The organism is Pedobacter sp. SAFR-022 (assembly GCF_051965375.1).
Classification (GTDB): domain Bacteria; phylum Bacteroidota; class Bacteroidia; order Sphingobacteriales; family Sphingobacteriaceae; genus Pedobacter.
This window is the reverse complement of record NZ_JBQCME010000005.1, coordinates 14,030-31,786: the sequence shown is the minus strand read 5'-3', so window position 1 is coordinate 31,786 and position 17,757 is coordinate 14,030. Positions and strand designations below refer to the sequence as shown.

The 17,757-nt window shown below is 45.7% G+C and carries 13 protein-coding genes; 6 read left to right on the top strand and 7 right to left on the bottom strand.

Features of this window, described 5'->3' with window-relative positions; translation table 11 throughout:
* Positions 1-3 precede the first annotated feature (3 nt).
* The 4 genes from ACTHQF_RS12835 to ACTHQF_RS12820 all read left to right on the top strand — a co-directional run bounded on the left by ACTHQF_RS12835 (position 4) and on the right by ACTHQF_RS12820 (position 5,459).
* Positions 4-393 (top strand): response regulator, encoded by a 390-nt coding sequence (locus ACTHQF_RS12835; RefSeq protein WP_440430624.1) that lies wholly within the window; start codon positions 4-6, stop codon positions 391-393.
* A gap of 8 nt (positions 394-401) precedes the next feature.
* Positions 402-1,568, top strand: coding sequence for a pyridoxal phosphate-dependent aminotransferase (locus tag ACTHQF_RS12830; protein WP_440430623.1), 1,167 nt, complete (start codon positions 402-404; stop codon positions 1,566-1,568).
* A gap of 122 nt (positions 1,569-1,690) precedes the next feature.
* Positions 1,691-2,863, top strand: coding sequence for an FAD-dependent oxidoreductase (locus tag ACTHQF_RS12825; protein WP_440430622.1), 1,173 nt, complete (start codon positions 1,691-1,693; stop codon positions 2,861-2,863).
* A gap of 238 nt (positions 2,864-3,101) precedes the next feature.
* On the top strand, positions 3,102-5,459 hold the full coding sequence (locus ACTHQF_RS12820) for an ATP-binding response regulator (RefSeq protein WP_440430621.1): 2,358 nt from the start codon (positions 3,102-3,104) through the stop codon (positions 5,457-5,459).
* Here ACTHQF_RS12820 and ACTHQF_RS12815 read toward each other — a convergent pair.
* The 3 genes from ACTHQF_RS12815 to dxs form a co-directional block, all read right to left on the bottom strand.
* On the bottom strand, positions 5,444-6,775 hold the full coding sequence (locus tag ACTHQF_RS12815; RefSeq protein WP_440430620.1) for a sigma-54-dependent transcriptional regulator: 1,332 nt from the start codon (positions 6,773-6,775) through the stop codon (positions 5,444-5,446). The two genes, ACTHQF_RS12820 and ACTHQF_RS12815, sit on opposite strands and share 16 nt — an antisense overlap.
* A gap of 80 nt (positions 6,776-6,855) precedes the next feature.
* A complete protein-coding gene (locus ACTHQF_RS12810) occupies positions 6,856-7,164 on the bottom strand; it encodes a hypothetical protein (protein ID WP_440430619.1) in 309 nt (102 codons plus the stop codon).
* A 152-nt stretch (positions 7,165-7,316) separates the two neighbouring features.
* Entirely contained in the window at positions 7,317-9,245 is a 1,929-nt protein-coding gene (dxs, locus tag ACTHQF_RS12805) for a 1-deoxy-D-xylulose-5-phosphate synthase (protein ID WP_440430618.1), read from the bottom strand.
* Between the two features lie 135 nt (positions 9,246-9,380).
* Between dxs and glyA the strand changes: the two genes are divergently transcribed.
* The gene (gene glyA / locus ACTHQF_RS12800; RefSeq protein ID WP_440430617.1) at positions 9,381-10,652 is read left to right on the top strand and encodes a serine hydroxymethyltransferase; all 1,272 of its coding nucleotides are present in this window, start codon (positions 9,381-9,383) and stop codon (positions 10,650-10,652) included.
* Between the two features lie 8 nt (positions 10,653-10,660).
* Complete coding sequence (locus tag ACTHQF_RS12795) at positions 10,661-13,219, top strand: response regulator (protein WP_440430616.1); 2,559 nt, start codon at positions 10,661-10,663, stop codon at positions 13,217-13,219.
* Between the two features lie 81 nt (positions 13,220-13,300).
* Here the strand turns inward: ACTHQF_RS12795 and ACTHQF_RS12790 are convergent, their stop codons facing one another.
* From ACTHQF_RS12790 to ACTHQF_RS12775, 4 genes are all read right to left on the bottom strand, one after another.
* On the bottom strand, positions 13,301-13,999 hold the full coding sequence (locus ACTHQF_RS12790; protein ID WP_440430615.1) for a ComF family protein: 699 nt from the start codon (positions 13,997-13,999) through the stop codon (positions 13,301-13,303).
* Between the two features lie 108 nt (positions 14,000-14,107).
* Positions 14,108-15,157 carry a 23S rRNA (adenine(2503)-C(2))-methyltransferase RlmN gene (rlmN, locus tag ACTHQF_RS12785; protein ID WP_440430614.1) on the bottom strand — a complete coding sequence of 350 codons (1,050 nt, stop codon included), beginning with the start codon at positions 15,155-15,157 and terminating at the stop codon, positions 14,108-14,110.
* 25 nt (positions 15,158-15,182) lie between these two features.
* On the bottom strand, positions 15,183-16,229 hold the full coding sequence (rluF, locus tag ACTHQF_RS12780) for a 23S rRNA pseudouridine(2604) synthase RluF (protein WP_440430613.1): 1,047 nt from the start codon (positions 16,227-16,229) through the stop codon (positions 15,183-15,185).
* A 104-nt stretch (positions 16,230-16,333) separates the two neighbouring features.
* Positions 16,334-17,668 (bottom strand): peptidoglycan DD-metalloendopeptidase family protein, encoded by a 1,335-nt coding sequence (locus ACTHQF_RS12775; protein ID WP_440430612.1) that lies wholly within the window; start codon positions 17,666-17,668, stop codon positions 16,334-16,336.
* Positions 17,669-17,757 lie beyond the last annotated feature (89 nt).

The following is a 17,757-nucleotide window of genomic DNA, read 5'->3' as shown; positions in this document are numbered from 1 at the left end:
TATATGAAAAACGTTTGGTTGATCGATGATGATGAGGTTTTTGTATTCTTGACGAAGAAGTTGATTGCAAGATCGGAACTAGAGGTGACCGTAGAGACCTACATCAATGGGCAGGATGCTATAGAGCAGCTGCAAAGCCTGGCAGAAGATGAAAATGCTTTGCCGGATATTATTCTGCTTGATCTCAATATGCCTGTGATGGATGGCTGGGAGTTCCTGAAAGCCTATGAGGATATCAATTTCAGTAATCCGAATAAAATACACCTGTATATCGTCACCTCCTCAATTTCACCGTATGAGGTGGAACGTGCGAAGCAGATCCCTGCGGTGCAGGAGTTCATTGTGAAGCCCATGGTAAAGGATAAGTTCATAGACTTAATAGCTGCATTATAATCAGATACATGTTTGAAAATCACACCATCAACTTTGACATTCTAAAACAACGCGCTTTCAACCTCCGCTGGGCTACAGTACCTGAAGGTGTAATTCCATTAACTGCTGCAGATCCTGATTTTCCAAGTGCGCCTGAGATTGCAGAAGCCATCATCCGCTTTACCAGAGACCGGTATTTATCTTATGGCCCGCCTGCAGGCTTGCCGGAGTTCAAGGAAAGTGTTGCGCGTTTCTTTCAGGAGAAACGGCAGATTCCAGCATCACCAGAACTGCTGTTTCCCGTTGACAGTGCTGCCTTCGGTATCTACGTGATCTGCAAGGCTTTTCTCCAGGCCGGGGATGAAGCGATCATCTTTGATCCCGTGGATTTCCTATTCCGTTATTCGGTGGAAAATGTAGGTGCCCTCGCCGTACCTTTCGCCATTCCAGCAACGGACGAAGCAGTTGACTTCGATCGTCTGGAGCAGCTCGTCGGCAAGAAAACTAAAATGATCTGCCTATGTAATCCGCTTAACCCAACCGGAAAGGTGTTTACCAGAGCAGAGCTAACACGCATCGGGGAGCTGGCGGTAAAGCATAACCTGATCATCCTTTCGGATGAGATCTGGAGTGATATTATGTTCAAACCTCATGTTTTTACCAGCATTGCTTCTATAAACGAGGAAATACGTAATCAAACGGTAACAGTGACAGGCTACAGCAAGTCTTATGGACTGGCGGGGCTGCGTATTGGGACGGTGGTTGCATCGAACACTGCACATTATGAACGGCTTTTTGCAGCTTCTCTGCATACTTCCACGATCCATGGTGCAAACGTGCTCTCTCAAGTGGCCGTGGTGGCTGCGCTGGATGAATGTGGCTACTGGCTGGAAGGCTTCGTATCGCACCTGCAAAGGATGCGCGACCTGATTACCACTGGCTTGAACAGCATTGAAGGTTTTCACTGCAGAACACCGGAAGGTTGCTATGTGGCTTTTACCGACATCAAAGCAACAGGATATTCCAGTGCGGACCTTGCTGCACGCTTGTTAAGTGACGCGAAGGTAGCGGTGGTACCCGGATCGAAACAGTGGTTTGGCGAGGGTGCGGAAGGCTTTATCCGGATGAGCTTCGCCACATCTGAAAATGTGATTTCGGAAGCGATCCAGCGGATTAAGCAAAATTTAAATAGCTGACATTAAACATAGGATCACATGAGCCAACATCAAATAGAATTTCTAAATGCTTGGGTGATCCTGATCTTATGTATAGCAGCCATGCATCAAATACATCATCAACAAATTAATTTATTATTAGAATGAAAATTGTAATTATAGGTGGCGGAATCGCTGGCTTAACCCTTGCGAACTTCTTGCAGGATGAGCAGTTTGAGGTCGTCGTTAATGAACGTGCGATTGGTGCGGTTGGTGGTGGGCATGCCTTTCTGATGCATAATGACGGTTTGTCGGTGCTGCAGGAACTTGCTGCGGAAAAGACATCTGTAGCACAAAGTGCCCCAAAAGCGAGCAGACATTTGAAAGAAGAAGTTAACCAACAGCCAGAAACATCGGCCAGCTTGCCGGGGCAACTGGTTGAACGTTTTATTTTGCGCCGTCCGGATGGGAAGGAGGTGCAACACCTGCCTCTCGATAATTGGCGGTGTATCAAACGGACCGAACTTACGCAGTTCCTTTACGATAAACTTCGGGATAACACACTACGTGACAACAGGAAGTTTGATCGCTTTATCTATGAGGATGACCGCATTGTGGCTGCGGCTTTTGAAAACGGCGAGGTCGAGTATGGGGACTTATTTGTTGGTGCGGATGGCGGATTTTCGCGTGTCCGGCAGGAACTCTGGGGTCAAACGGCTTTTATCCCAGGGAGGGTTAAAGAAGTAGTGGGCATTGCCTCCAATCAAGCACTTGCCGAAAAATACCGTGGGACCTTCAACAAATTTCAACGTGACGACAGCGGACTTGCCTTCGGCATGATCCCTTCTTCAGGTGATGAACTGGTTTGGTTCATGCAGTATGATCCGGAAATTTCGGACATCACATCAGTCGATTCCCCTATAGAACTAGAGGCATTCTGCCAGCGACTGCTGGTTGAGTTTCCACCCTTGGTAAAAGATATTTTGAACAGCAATGACTTCAGTACCAGTTACATCTGGACAACCCGGGACTTTGATGTTTTGTCTTCCTTTTCTCACAAAAACGTAGTCCTCATCGGTGATGCTGCCCATCTTGCACTGCCTTTTACCAGTGCTGGAACGACCAATGCGATGTTAGATGCGCAAATGCTGGCAACAAATCTGAAGCAGATGGATTATCCCCAAGCCTTTGAATCTTACTATAAACAGCGTTCAAAGGAGGTTTCAGCACATTTAAAGCTGGGCCGCGCTTTACGGGATGTGTTTTTGATGCCTTCGGCATTGCCCGATGAGCAAGTTCAGATCCCCTTAATCGCTGATAAACTGAGAAGTAGATAAATCAGAATGGGTAAATTCGCACATTCGTCTGCACCCGATTTTTTGTATTTTTGCGTTATTAATAAGTTGGAGTCCAGTGGAATATTTCTCCGGAAATAAGAATACTGGTAATTAAACAGGCAATACTGCTGATAACGACAATAAGAATATCTTGAGGCCAAAAATAATCATCGCGCTTGTACTGGCGTGCTGCGCGTTACTACTTGCGTGGGGTGTTAGCAAAGTGGCATTTACCCAAATGCTGAACACTGTTGCGAACATCACCGCACCCAATGAACGTTTAAGGATTGTACATAAACTTGCCGGAAATATCTCGGCGATGGATCAGCTGCAAAAAAAGCAGGCCATCAGTGATCCAGGAAATTACGATAAATTCTACGCGCAGTCTAAACAGCTTCGCGCTGTGCTCGATACCTTGCGGGCGCTCTATGGTGGTGACTCGGTACAGCAAGTGCGGATCGCTTCCATCAATGCGCTGCTCAGCGAACGGGATGAGCAGTTTGTAAACTACCTCAAAGTCAGGGAACAGCTTATGAACGATGGGGTGATTACCCGGCAGGTGAAGCGGGTGAATGCGCTTGTCGCTAAAAATGCCGAGAAAATAGACAGTACCGTAGTCACCTCTGAACAAAAAACCCTCACAACAACCGTTGTTCCCCAAGAAGAAGATAGCCGGGGTTTCCTGGGTAAGATCTTCAAGCGCAAGAAACCTGAAGAAGCGAAATCCTTTAAAATTGTAAATGAGGAGAACGTTAAACGAGATACACTTTCCATCGTCAATGACGTAAAGATTGCGAAAGACGTAAATCGCTCACTTCTTGCCATACAGAATGCGCAGAAGCTGAAGAGTCAGGCATTCATCGAGAAAGAGGCAGAACTGGCGAATGCCAATACCAAGCTGATTGGGGAGATGCTAAACATATTGCGGAAGGTTGAGGATGAAGCGGTCAACCAGATTGAGCGAAGCAGCTTGCAGGCGCGTGCGGTTGTGAATACGGGTATTTCACGCATCAGCACCATTATGCTGGTGTTTTTTGGCATCACCATCGTGCTGCTGTACCTCATCCTTACCGACATCACCAGAAGTATTCGCTACCGGAAAGCGCTTGAGGCTGCCCGCGACCTTGCCGAATTCCATGGACGGGCCAAACAGCGGTTCTTGTCTAATATGAGCCACGAGATCCGGACCCCATTACAGTCTATTATCGGGTATGCGGAGCTGATCAAACAGCAGATCTACCCACAACGAAAAGATATCGACGCCATTTATTACTCTTCAGAGCACCTGCTGCAGATCGTCAATGAGGTATTGGACTATAACCGGATTGTATCCGGGAAATTCACCTTTTCAGAGGACACCTTCTCGCTTAAAGCACTGTTAGCGGAGGTAATCATGATTTTAAAGCCTCAGGCAGAGAAGAAAAATCTGGAACTGAATACCGATTTTCAGCTTGGGGATGTCGAGTATATTTCAGGTGATGCCTTCAGGTTGAGGCAGATCCTGCTAAACCTGGTTGGGAATGCAATTAAGTTTACATCCGAAGGCGAAGTGCTGCTTACGGTTTATTATAAGCGCAAAGGTGATGATCTGCATTTTACTTTTGTAGTGAAAGATACTGGCGTCGGCTTCTCTGAGGAGGAGGCGGTACACATTTTTGGAGAGTTTGAACAGTCGGAAACGACGGCTTCCATGGCCAAGGAAGGTTCAGGTCTGGGCCTGACCATTGTTAAGGCATTGGTTGATGGTCAGGGTGGCCGGATTTATGCTAAAAGCAAGAAGGGGCAGGGTAGTAGTTTCATGGTATACCTGAGGTTTAAGTATGCTGCTGCACCCCTGATAGAACAATCATTAACGCCAAAGCTAGATAACGGAATGGAAGTATGGGTAATAGATGATGATAAGTTGATTCTCGAACTCTGCAGTCTCCTCTTACAACGTCACAATATAAAATACAGGTGTTTCGACTCACCTAGAGAAATGCTCGAAACACCGGTTACACATCAGGTCAAATACATCCTGATGGACCTCCGGATGCCGGAAATGTCGGGCAGCGAGTTGTTTAAATTGATGAAGCCGACTTTAAGTCCAGAGGTAAAGGTTTACTCCGTGACGGCGCAGGTATTACCTGAGGAACGGGCACGGCTGATGGAAATGGGTTTCGACGGTGTGGTAATGAAGCCATTCCGTGAGCAGGAACTGCTTGGCTTGCTCCGCAATGGAGATGTTCAGGATACAGCCCTGCAGGCGCCAGATATTACATTTGATCCTTCGTATCTTGAAAAGATGACCTTTGGTGATGAAGAACAGTTGTTCAAGATCCTGAAACGCTTTAGTGAGGATTGCATGCATGACATTGAAGACCTTAGGACAAGTATGGAAAGCAACAACGTAAGTCAGTTTTCATTGTTGGTACATCGCCTTGCAGGCAGGATCGCGCAGATCGGCTCGGGTGAGCTCGCTGCAGATTTTAGAAAGCTGGAAATTGAAGTAATGGGTTGCACAGATATCAACCCAAAACTCAAAGCGGAAGCAGATCGTCTAATACCAGGCTTATATCACCTGGTAGATCTGGTTAATGACTATTCAATTTCATAACGCTCCATCTTACTATAAAGCGTTTTACGATCGATATTAAGGAGCTTAGCAGCCTGTGATTTGTTATACTTCACTTTAACAAGTGTTTCGATAATCAACGCTTTTTCATTCGCTTCATTGATGGCTTTCAGATCAGAACCCACAGGTTTCGGTGCGGTATGCCTGATGGCCAAGATCATCTCATCGGGAAGTGCGGAAACTTCAGCGGTCTCTGTAGGGCTCAACAACACCATACGCTTAACCACATTCTTTAATTCACGTAAATTTCCTGGCCAGTCGTATTGCTGCAATAAGGTCTTTGCTTCTTCGGAGATGTGCTTTACATTCCGGCCGAGCTCTTTATTGGAAAGCTTCACGAAATGTTCTATAAACAGCTCCAGGTCTTTCCCGCGCTCCCGTAGTGGTGGAAGCTGAATTTTAAACTCGTTAATCCGGTGATATAGATCCTCGCGGAAACTGCCGTTTGCTACGGAGTTTGCCAGGTCGTCGTTTGTTGCGGCAATGATGCGCACGTTTACTGGGATCGATTTGGTACTGCCCAGTGGCTGGACCACACGCTCCTGCAAAGCACGAAGTAGCTTAATTTGCACTTCGTAGCTGAGGTTACCCACTTCGTCCAGGAATAATGTTCCGCCGTTGGCGGCTTCGAACTGGCCTTGCTTATCGCTGATTGCACCAGTAAAGGCGCCCTTGATATGGCCGAAAAGCTCACTGGCAGCAAGGTCTTTCGACAGCGCACCACAGTCAATAGCTATAAAAGGTTTAGAAGCACGTTTACTTTGCTTGTGTAAGGCTCTTGCAGCATATTCTTTCCCGGTACCACTTTCGCCCTGAATGATCACCGACATATCGGTTGGCGCAACCAGGTTAATGTGTTCGTATAGTTTATCGGCAGAGGGGCTATGCCCTTTTATGGTATCGTCGTCTGAGGAGATTTTGGCAACGTCTTCTTCTTTGTCTTTCTCCAAAGCATTTTTCACGATCATCAGCAATTCATCCGGATTTACCGGCTTGGTGATGTAATCGGAGGCACCTTGCTGTATGGATTTAACAGCAGTTCTCACGTCATTGAAGCTGGTCATGATGACCAATGGCAAGTCAAGTCCCTGCGAATTAAGATAGGAAAGAATATCCAGTCCGGTACCGTCAGGCAAGCGATAGTCTACAAGTAAGAGATCGTATTCTTTCTGATCAAGCGTGCGGTAAGCATTCTTAATGTTGTGAACAACGGTTGGCTCGTGCTGGTGCTTTTTGAAAAAGCCCTCTAGTAATTGAGAAAAGGTTAAGTCATCTTCAACAATTAGTATTTTTGCCATATTTATGTGTTAAGATAACAAAAATACAAAAGCCGGAGGACTTCCGGCTTTTATGATTTAGATTTTATATAAATAAGGGTTTATTCTACAACTACACCGTCTTTTCCAATTTTCAAAGAGGCAGTTTGTCCTTCTTTAGCTAATTCAACCAGGTACCATTCAGACTTGTTAGCTGCAGTTACCAGGTAAGCTGCGCTTGGACTGAACTCCTTGTATTTGTCAGATTGTAGGGTTGTTTTTACGGCATCAGGTAATTCTTCAAGTTTTACCGGAACTTTAGTAGTACTATCTTGTTGGATGGCAATTACTGGTGATTTAACTTCACTTGCTTTTACAGTAGTCAGACCTGCGAATGCTAGGAATGCTGCTGATAAAATCATCTTTTTCATGTTATTTAGTTTTAAGTTTAAATGATTGTGGTTACTATCACTAGTATACACAACTGTGCCAATGCCAACCTAAAGTCTAAATACGTGTTTAATAGTGTTTTAAGGATTTTCCTCGTGAAAAAATGTGTGGAGCTATGCAACAGATTGCTGTGTTATGAAGCGATTGTTTTGGTCGTTCTACTTACGGCTACCTTACGGATGGTATCCATAATGGCTGCAGCATCGTATCCGCAAATAGCCCAAAGTTCTGCTTGCTCACCATGTTCTACCACCTCATCGGGAATGCCCAAACGGATCACATTCGATTTGTACTGATGATCTGCCATAAATTCCAGTACTGCTGAACCCATACCGCCTTGCAGGCAGCCGTCTTCAACGGTAATCACAGTTTGATAACGCTTGAATACTTCATGCAATAAGGCTTCATCTAAGGGCTTTACAAAGCGCAAATCGTAATGGGCAGGGTAGATACCCTCGCTGTTCAACTCTTTGCAAGCCTCAACAGCAAAATTGCCTACATGGCCGATCGTTAGCACGGCAACATCTTCACCATCACAGATTTTGCGGCCTTTACCGACCTGAAGCTCCGTAAAGCTGCGTTTCCAGTCTACCATAACGCCATTACCTCTAGGATAGCGGATCGAAAATGGTCCCTGGTTTTCAAGCTGCGCCGTGTACATCATGTTCCGCAGTTCTTCTTCATTCATCGGTGAGGCAACCGTCATGTTCGGGATGCAACGCATATAAGCAATGTCATAGGCACCATGGTGTGTCGCGCCATCTGCACCAGCAAGACCTGCGCGGTCCAGGCAGAATACAACGTTCAAGTTTTGGATGGCTACATCGTGTACCACCTGGTCAAATGCCCGCTGCATAAAGCTGGAGTAGATGTTACAAAAAGGTACTAGTCCTTGTGAGGCAAGGCCTGCAGAGAAAGTCACCGCATGCTGTTCCGCAATGCCCACATCAAACGCACGATTCGGCATGGCCTTCATCATAATGTTCATGGACGAGCCGGAAGGCATAGCAGGGGTTATGCCCACAATATTTTTGTTGCTTTCAGCAAGTTCTACGAGTGTGTGTCCGAAAACATCCTGGTATTTTGGTGGCTGCGGCTTTACCGCTGCCGGTTTTTTAATTTCTCCCGTAATCTTGTCAAACAAGCCTGGTGCATGCCATTTGGTTTGGTCTTTCTCTGCCAAGGCAAAGCCCTTTCCTTTAACCGTAATGCAGTGCAGAAGCTTAGGGCCAGGAATGGCAGTCAGGTCCTTGATCACCGAAGCAAGTTTCTTCACATCGTGACCATCAACAGGCCCGAAATACCGGAAGTTTAAAGATTCAAAAAGGTTGCTCTGTTTAAGTAAAGTGCCTTTTATGCTTTTTTCGATCTTCTTAACGAAGTTATGTGCATTAGGGCCAAGTTCAGAAAGTTTAATCAACGCACTCGAGATGTCGTCTCTGAAGCGATTGTATGATTTAGAAGTGGAAATGCTTGTTAAATATTCTTTTAAAGCACCAACATTCGGATCGATCGACATACAGTTGTCATTCAAGATCACCAGAAGGTTGGAATTTTCTATGCCTGCATGATTCAGACCTTCGAAAGCTAATCCTGCGGTCATTGCACCATCGCCAATCACGGCAACGTGTTGACGGTCTTTCTCGCCTTTATAATGAGCGGCAACAGCCATACCCAGTGCGGCAGAGATGGAAGTCGAAGAGTGGCCTACGCCAAAGGTATCGTACTCACTTTCGCTGATCTTCGGGAAGCCGCTAATGCCATGCAGGATGCGGTTGGTATGGAATACATCCTTTCGTCCCGTTAAAATTTTATGGCCGTAAGCCTGGTGGCCAACATCCCATACCAGTTTATCATAAGGCGTATTCAAAACGTAGTGCAGAGCAACAGTTAATTCAACTACACCAAGGCTGGCACCGAAGTGACCGCCATTTACACTTACAACATCAATGATATACTGACGGAGTTCCTGGCTGATTTGTTCGAGATCATCCTCGGTATACCGCTTTAAATCAGCGGGATAGTTGATGTTCGGTAGCAATGGATGGGCGTTTTCTTCCATGTAGTTTTTTATAGAAAAGATGTACAAAGTACGTCATTTTGTTTTAATATATGATGTAAAAAAACATGTAACACGCTGATTTGCTCGGTAAGTACGCGGAAAAAACATTATTTTTACCAAAATATACTTCGATAAATGGAAAGAGATAATTTGATATTCGACCTAATAGACAGGGAATTAGACAGGCAGGAAAACGGTCTGGAACTTATTGCTTCAGAAAACTTTGTTAGCAAACAGGTGATGGAAGCTGCAGGTTCAGTGCTAACCAACAAATATGCTGAAGGCTTGCCTGGTAAGCGTTATTATGGCGGATGTCAGGTTGTTGACGAGGTAGAGAATATCGCAATTTCTCGAGCAAAACAATTGTTTAATGCAGCATGGGTGAATGTACAGCCACACTCTGGCGCACAGGCCAATGCTGCGGTAATGTTGGCGGTAGTAAAGCCTGGCGACAAAATTCTGGGATTCGACCTTTCACACGGCGGTCACCTTACCCATGGTTCGCCAGTAAACTTCTCCGGTAAACTGTATCAGCCACTATTCTACGGTGTCAAACAGGAAACCGGCTTAATAGATTACGAGAAACTGGAAGAGATCGCATTGGCGGAAAAGCCAAAACTGATCATCTGCGGTGCATCAGCTTATTCCAGAGAGTGGGATTATGCCTTCATTAGAAAAGTAGCGGACCAGATTGGTGCTTTGGTGCTTGCAGATATTTCACATCCAGCGGGCATGATTGCTCGTGGATTATTGAATAACCCACTTCCACATTGCCACATTGTAACTACGACTACCCATAAAACCCTTCGTGGCCCGCGTGGTGGAATGATCATGATGGGGAAAGATTTTGAAAATCCATTCGGATTGAAAACTCCTAAAGGGGAACCTCGTATGATGTCATCAGTGCTGGACATGGCTGTTTTCCCGGGTACACAGGGTGGCCCGCTGGAGCACATTATTGCCGCTAAAGCGATTGCTTTTGGCGAGGCTTTAAGTGATGATTACCTGACTTATATCACACAGGTAAAAGCAAATGCACAGGCTATGGCGGAGGCGTTCATGAACAGAGGTTATGGTATCATCTCCGGAGGTACAGATAATCACATGATGCTTATTGACCTTCGTAATAAAAACATCACCGGCAAGGATGCGGAGCAGGCGCTTGGAAGAGCAGACATCACGGTAAATAAAAACATGGTGCCTTTTGATGATAAGTCACCATTTGTAACCTCAGGAATCCGCGTCGGTACAGCCGCTATCACCAGCAGGGGCTACAAAGAATCTGAAATGGAGGAAATCGTTTCCTTGATTGATCAGGTGCTAAGCAACCCGGCAGATGAGGAGAATCTTGCAGATGTAAGAAGTAAGGTGCTTGCATTAAGTGCGCTTTATCCGCTCTATAAATAACCATGTATATGTCAGAAGCCCGAAAGGCGTTGCGGTCCAATGCTGAAGAGGACCGCTTAACTGCGCTTTATGAGTATGACATTCTGGATTCGCCGAAAGAGCCTGGTTTTGATAACCTGACTAAACTGGCGAAACAAATATTTAACCTGCCTTATGCCTTTATCACATTCGTGGACCGGCATAGGGTATGGTTCAAATCTGCTATTGGCTATGATGCCCTGGAAGTTTCCCGAGGTGCTACATTCTGTGAGCAAACCATCTTACAAACAGATGTCCATGAAGTGCTTGATGCACGGCTTGACGATCGTTTCATAAATAATCCCCTCGTTACCGGACCACCATATTTCTGCTACTATGTTGGGGTACCCTTGATAGATGAAAATGGTTTTGCACTTGGGGCATTATGCCTGTTGGACAGAGTGCCGCACAAATTGAATGTTCAGCAGCATGAAATGCTAAAAACTATTGGTACAGAGATCATGATGCACCTGTCGAACCGTAAAAAGGCGCGTGCGCTAAGATACGAGACGCAGCGGCTGGAAGCGATGTTAAATATCTCCGCTTTCTCTCCTGAAATTCACGCGATGCTTGATTTCAAGGGCAAAATTCTCTTCATCAATGGTGCAATAACAAGTTTACTCGGCTATACAGTTGAAGAGGCCTTGAACCTCAACCTTTGGGATATTTGCTACAAGGAAGACATGCAGCTGGTGCTTGATACGCTGCATAAGGGATTAGATGCGGGGAGATGCCAGTTTGAGCTGTTGTTCCGGATACTAAGCAGGGATGGATCCCTGCGTTGGTTTAGCTGGAGTCTCGTGACAAAGAATCGCACTTGGTATGCTTACGGAAGGGACCATACGGAAACAAGAAATGTACAAAGTGAGTTGATGAAGCTATCGCTTGTTGCCAGCAAAGTGAACAATGCGGTGGTGATCAACGATCATAACAATGAGGTGGTCTGGATCAATGAGGCTTTTGAAAAGATCACCGGCTTTAACCTGAATGATATCCGTGGGCAACGCTTAGGCGACCTGCTCGCCGGTCCCGCGACCGATATGGCCTTGGTTGAACACGCAAGAGCCCTATCAAGGCAAAACCAATCTTTCACCATGGATGTGCTCGGCTACCGAAAGGATAAAAAGCCCATCTGGTTGTCGGTATATAATACCGTGGTGCTGGACGAGCGCGGCAAAGTGGAGATGGAGGTGGAAATCATTATTGACATCACCGAAAAGAAACTTGCAGAGCGTGAGCTGCTGGATGCCAAAGAAAAAGCCTTGGAATTGAGTGCATCCAAGGAAATGTTCCTATCTGTGATGAGTCACGAGATCCGCAATCCACTGAATGCCGTAATTGGCATGACACACCTCTTACTGGAAAATGATCCTAAACCTTCACAGCTGGAAGACCTCAAGATCCTCAAGTTCTCCGGTGAAAACCTGATCCACATCATCAACGATGTACTCGATTTCACGAAAATAGAAACTGGAAACCTGCAGTTGGAGCATATACCCTTCAGTCTGAAAACACTCGCAAATGATATTCTGACATCCCTTCAGATTAACGGGAATAAGAATAATAATTACTTGCAGTTGGACTATGACGATCGTATTCCCGAGCAGTTGATGGGTGATAAGACCAGACTGTACCAGATTCTGATGAACTTGCTGAGCAATGCGATCAAGTTTACAAAAGATGGAACCGTCAGCTTAAAGCTTGCACTTTCTGAAACGACCTCGCAAGCGGAATTTCAAGAGTTAAACAATTCAGCCTTACACCATCTTCATGCAGCCGCAGATAATATATTTGATCCACAAAATGCAAATGGCAGCCTGGTAAATATTTCTGCTGCTGCCAAGATTCCGGAAGCGCAGGTGGCCATTGAGTTTACGGTTAGCGACACCGGCATAGGTATCCCTGAAGATAAACAGGCTTACATTTTCGAATCCTTTACCCAGGCACGAAGTGATATATCTAGAAAATATGGCGGCACCGGCCTCGGACTTGCAATCACCAAAAAGCTACTGAAATTGTTCAAATCGGACATCCAGGTAAAAAGTAAAGAAGGAGAGGGTACCTCATTTAATTTCTCCATAGCCTTTGAAAAGGTGGATCAACAGAAAGTTGACGCCGTTCTGGAACAGGAAACGGGTGCTTTTAAAGGAAAAAAGGTATTGGTTGTAGATGATAATGAAATCAATATTCTTATTGTTAAACGTATTCTGAACACTTGGGGGCTTGAAAGCGACGTCGCTGCAGACGGGGAAGAAGCGATCACTAAAGTGATGGAAAATGCTTATGACCTCATTTTGATGGACATTAACATGCCTGGAATTGACGGCTTTGAAACCACCAGCATTATTCGTGACCTTGAAGGAGAATACTTCCAGAAAGTTCCGGTAATTGCGCTGACAGGATCTACGGAGTATCATGATAGTACCAAAATCGCAACCTCCGGTATGAACGGCTATTTGCTAAAGCCATTCAACCATGACAAGGTTAAATCTGTATTAACGAAGTTCCTGGGCGCCCGTATAAATAGTGAAGGGCCGATAATCTTGTGACTATCGACCCTTACCATCTAAATTAACGCTCTCGAATATATAAACGCCGCCAAATTCGAAATGTTTTAAAAAACTTAAAAATTATTTTGTGTAAGCAATTGCAGCGACACTTAGGGAAGCTATCCCTGCGAAGTTAAGTGCTGATGCACAAGCTTCTATTGTGGCACCAGTCGTAATAACATCGTCAACAAGAAGTACATGCTTCCCCTTTACTTTTTCCTCTTCCTCAATGCTGAAAGCTGATTTCAGGTTCTCAAATCGGCTAAATCTGCTTTTTTTAGTCTGACTGGAAGTCGAACTCCGCTTAACCAACACGTTCTTATAAACTGGGAGATGCAGTCCTGCAGACAAACCCTCCGCAATGCACATGCTTTGATTGTAACCTCTCGTTCTTTCCCGTTTTTTATGGAGTGGTACTGGCAGGATCAAATCAATCTCCCAGTGCTCGCTGCTCTGCAGGATGGTTTCCGCAAGCAGTTCCCCTAGCAGCACACCCAGTTCTGGTTTTCCCTTATATTTCAAATTATGCAAAAGCTGCTGTACTCGCGTGCCTTTTTTGAAGTATAACATTGCGGTAGCCTGTGCACAGGGGATACGGCCCCAGAGTTGTTTTGCGACCGGATTATCAGGATATAGATGAAAGTCAGTGTAAGGCAGGTCAAAGCGGCAGCTTAGGCAGATCAGTTGTTCTGACTTGACGAGTGGCTGACCGCAACCATTACAAACACTTGGAAAGAGCAGCTGAAGAAGCTCGGCCGCCAGGATTTTGAGATGCTGCATGTTAGCAGTTTATGTCAACATGCAGCAGAAGTACTAAGATTCTTAAGTTGAAGTGTATGACGGCAAAATAGAGATGCTATCGCACTAGAAAATAGCCTTTGAATACAATTAAGCCTGTTCTTTCACTGCAAGTTGTCCACAAGCAGCGTCAATATCTTTTCCGCGGCTACGTCTGATGTTGGTGTTAACACCCTGGCTCTTCAGGTAATTTGCAAAAGCATCAATCTTATCGCCTTCGGCATTTATGAAATCAGCAAACTGAATCGGGTTATATTCAATCAGGTTTACTTTACAAGGTACATGTTTACAGAACTTCGCAAGCTCTATTGCATCCTGAATTTCATCATTGAAATGGTTGAAAACAATGTATTCGTAAGTAACCGGGTTTTTGGTTTTGGAGAAATAGTATTTCAAAGCTTCTGCCAGGGCTGAAAGCGAGTTGTGCTCGCTGATCGGCATGATCTCATTACGCTTTTTATCATTCGCAGCATGTAAGGAAAGGGCAAGGTTGAATTTAACGTTGTCATCACCAAGCTTCTTGATCATTTTGGCAATACCAGCGGTGGATACGGTGATACGTTTAGAAGCCATGTTCAGGCCATCAGGCGCCGTAATGCGGTCAATGGATTTCATTACATTTGCATAGTTTAGCAAGGGTTCGCCCATACCCATATACACAATATTGGTCAATGGCGCATTGTAGTTTTGCTTCGCCTGTTGATCGATCAGCACCACCTGATCATAGATCTCATCTGCATTAAGATTACGCTTGCGGTCCATATAGCCTGTAGCACAGAACTTGCAAGTTAAGCTGCAGCCCACCTGAGAACTTACACAGGCAGTCATTCTTTCTTCCATTGGAATAAGCACCCCTTCCACAATGTTCCCATCGTATAACCTGAAAGCACTCTTAATGGTACGGTCACTGCTGACCTGCGCATTGTTCACCTCCACCACATTGATGGCGAAGTGCTCATCGAGTTTTTTTCTGAGGTCCTTAGACAGGTTACTCATTTCCGCAAAGCTGCGGGCAGCCTTTTCCCACAACCATTGATAAACCTGTTTCGCCCGGTAGGCAGGTTCGTTAATGGAAGTGAAATGTTCCTGTAACTGACTTAAACTCAGTGCCCGAATGTCTGTTTTTTTTGTGTAAACCATTTAGGCACAAAGGTAACCAAAAATTTTAGTGTTTTGCACCGCGGCTTTTACCCGGAGTTCCAGATTTACCTTTAGATGGCTTTACTGGTCTTTTTGCCGGACCATTGCTCTTGTTCCAATCGTTGCTGGATGCAGCACCTGCAGATCTTCCCGGTGAACGCCGTTTGTCTTCATTGGCGCCCCTTGCCCCAGGACGGCCACTGGCAGTGCCTCTACCTGCTCCAGATGATTTCCCCGATGGCTTGCCCGTGCCTCCTCGTTTACCAGATGGCTCAAAAGGCGTAAATTGATCGCCAAAACCCTGTTCTTTGCTCTTAGAAGGGCTTGGCTTAGCTTTTGGAGCTGGTGCATTCGCAGCCGACTTTTCCACCATCTTATAGATCTCTGTCTGCTCTTCCGGTGTAAGTTCACGCCATTCACCCACAGGAATACCTTTCAAGCTGATGTTCATGATCCTGGTGCGCTCCAGTCTGGTCACCTCATAACCCAGATGCTCGCACATTCTGCGGATCTGACGATTAAGCCCTTGAACTAAAGTAATCTTGAAAACAAAAGTGCTCTCCTGTGAAATTTTACATTTCTTCGTCATTACACCCAGGATCGGAACGCCTTTGGACATCTTCTCCAAAAATGCCGGTGTGATCGGCTTATTAACCGTAACCAGATATTCTTTCTCGTGATTGTTGCCCGCTCTTAGAATTTTATTTACCAGGTCACCATTGTTGGTCAGGAAGATCAAACCCTGAGAATCTTTATCCAGACGGCCGATTGGGAACACCCTTTCGCTATGGTTCACGTAATCTACGATGTTGCTTGGAACACCCGCTTCTGTGGTGCTGGTAATGCCCACCGGCTTATTGAATGCAATCAAAACAGAGTTTTCAACCGCTTTTGGTTCAATGGTCTGACCATTCACCGTAACCACATCTCCAAAAATTACCTTATCGCCTACTTTGGCTTTCTTGCCATTGATATACACATTTCCCTGCTCTATATACCGGTCAGCCGCTCTTCTCGAGCACAAACCACTCTCACTTATGTATTTATTTAATCTTGTAGACGAATCAGTCATGTGTTGAAAAATTTATTACGAACTGCAAAGGAATAGATTTATACCCATATAAACTATCAAAATATGATATTGGAACCATCAATACAAGATAATAGTCCAATCATTTAGCGCTTAGCCGCTGCCGGAATCCAGCCGGTTTCCGCTTCGGCATCTCTAACGAGCAAAAAATCCTCAAACCGGCCGATCAGATTTACGGTGGCACCACTATCCAAAGTTTTCTTCAGCGGCGCAGCAACTATGGGCTGCTCATATAAGGCAAGTTGCTGCGGACCCAGCTTCAGGCTTCGCAAGCTCGTCTTTACGGAGCCCAAACTTTTGCTGGGTACATAACCTGTGCTACCATCGGGTAGCTTAGCTTTATACCAGGAGTCTGTTGCAGCTTCAACAAGCACAATTGTAGAAGGCTCCAGTTTTTTTATGCTGAGCGATTTTGCATCAGGACTTTCCCGCAGTTCCGTTTTGCTGCTGCTTCTAAGCGTCGCGTTCAGGTTTGCCGTCGCCGCCGTTACTGCCTTGGGCTCCCGGACCTCCGGGTTAACAAAAGGCAGGGGATCTATGGCACCGCTACCAGTGTAGATGCCGAAATGCAGGTGCGGTGGGGTAGTCCTTGCATTACCTGTGTTGCCCATCAGACCAAGGGTGTCGCCAACTTTCACTTCCTGACCTTCAATCGCCAGCTGCTTATCCAGGTGAGCATAGTACAGGGTGTAGTTCTTGTCATTGGGCCGCATCATGACGACCAGTCCGCCAAGATTGTTTTCACCCACCCTGGTTACGATTCCATCTGCACTGGCCAGCACCGGGGTATGTTTTGCCCCAAAGATATCTATGCCCTCATGCCTGCGGGTATTCGCATCCCTTCCCACGCCAAACAAGCTTTCGATTCGCTTCCGGCCATCTCCTTTAACCGGAAAAGCCAGGGAAGGTCCGCTAAGGATTTCCAAAGTATAGGAACCACTTTTCAATAATTCTGGCTGCAGGCGCAGCAGATATTCCGCATTTTCGTCTACATCAACCGTGATGCTGGCATTTATGGTGTCTGCAGAAGCCACAGCCTTGGGTGAATTCCCCTCGCGGAATGCCCATAGATCCATGTATACCATGAAATCTGTTGCAGGTGTTTTCTCCAGGCGAATGTTCAAACGCTGTCCACGGACCACATCAAACCTAAAAGCAGTAGCTGCGACACGCTCCGCAGGGAAATAGCCCTGTTCCTTATAGGGCAGCTTAATGCGAAGGGCCTTAGCAATACTTTCCTGCCCTGCATCGATCCAGGCTTTGCCCATGGCAGTTTTATCCAGGCCCGCATTACTAAGCTTGCGCTGATACAACTCATACGGGCTCGCTGTCTTAAAAATGTTCACCGGCCCTGTTTTACAGGAGCTAAAGAAAAGACAAAGCACTGCGCAAGCGGACAAGACAATATTTAATGGTTTCATGCTGTGGTGTTTACCTTAATACGATCAACCGCCGTAAAAAGTTTTGCGCTTTCCCCTTAAACGCTAAAGCCAATTTGGTTCAATCGCAC

Excerpts from the sequence above, each read along its gene's own strand:
- ACTHQF_RS12825 (WP_440430622.1), top strand. The coding sequence starts at position 1,691 with ATGAAAATTGTAATTATAGGTGGCGGAATCGCTGGCTTAACCCTTGCG.
- ACTHQF_RS12775 (WP_440430612.1), bottom strand. The coding sequence starts at position 17,668 with ATGAAACCATTAAATATTGTCTTGTCCGCTTGCGCAGTGCTTTGTCTT.
- ACTHQF_RS12810 (WP_440430619.1), bottom strand. The coding sequence starts at position 7,164 with ATGAAAAAGATGATTTTATCAGCAGCATTCCTAGCATTCGCAGGTCTG.
- ACTHQF_RS12830 (WP_440430623.1), top strand. The coding sequence starts at position 402 with ATGTTTGAAAATCACACCATCAACTTTGACATTCTAAAACAACGCGCT.
- ACTHQF_RS12835 (WP_440430624.1), top strand. The coding sequence starts at position 4 with ATGAAAAACGTTTGGTTGATCGATGATGATGAGGTTTTTGTATTCTTG.
- rlmN (WP_440430614.1), bottom strand. The coding sequence starts at position 15,157 with ATGGTTTACACAAAAAAAACAGACATTCGGGCACTGAGTTTAAGTCAG.
- ACTHQF_RS12815 (WP_440430620.1), bottom strand. The coding sequence starts at position 6,775 with ATGGCAAAAATACTAATTGTTGAAGATGACTTAACCTTTTCTCAATTA.
- ACTHQF_RS12795 (WP_440430616.1), top strand. The coding sequence starts at position 10,661 with ATGTCAGAAGCCCGAAAGGCGTTGCGGTCCAATGCTGAAGAGGACCGC.
- ACTHQF_RS12820 (WP_440430621.1), top strand. The coding sequence starts at position 3,102 with ATGCTGAACACTGTTGCGAACATCACCGCACCCAATGAACGTTTAAGG.
- ACTHQF_RS12790 (WP_440430615.1), bottom strand. The coding sequence starts at position 13,999 with ATGCAGCATCTCAAAATCCTGGCGGCCGAGCTTCTTCAGCTGCTCTTT.
- glyA (WP_440430617.1), top strand. The coding sequence starts at position 9,381 with ATGGAAAGAGATAATTTGATATTCGACCTAATAGACAGGGAATTAGAC.
- rluF (WP_440430613.1), bottom strand. The coding sequence starts at position 16,229 with ATGACTGATTCGTCTACAAGATTAAATAAATACATAAGTGAGAGTGGT.
- dxs (WP_440430618.1), bottom strand. The coding sequence starts at position 9,245 with ATGGAAGAAAACGCCCATCCATTGCTACCGAACATCAACTATCCCGCT.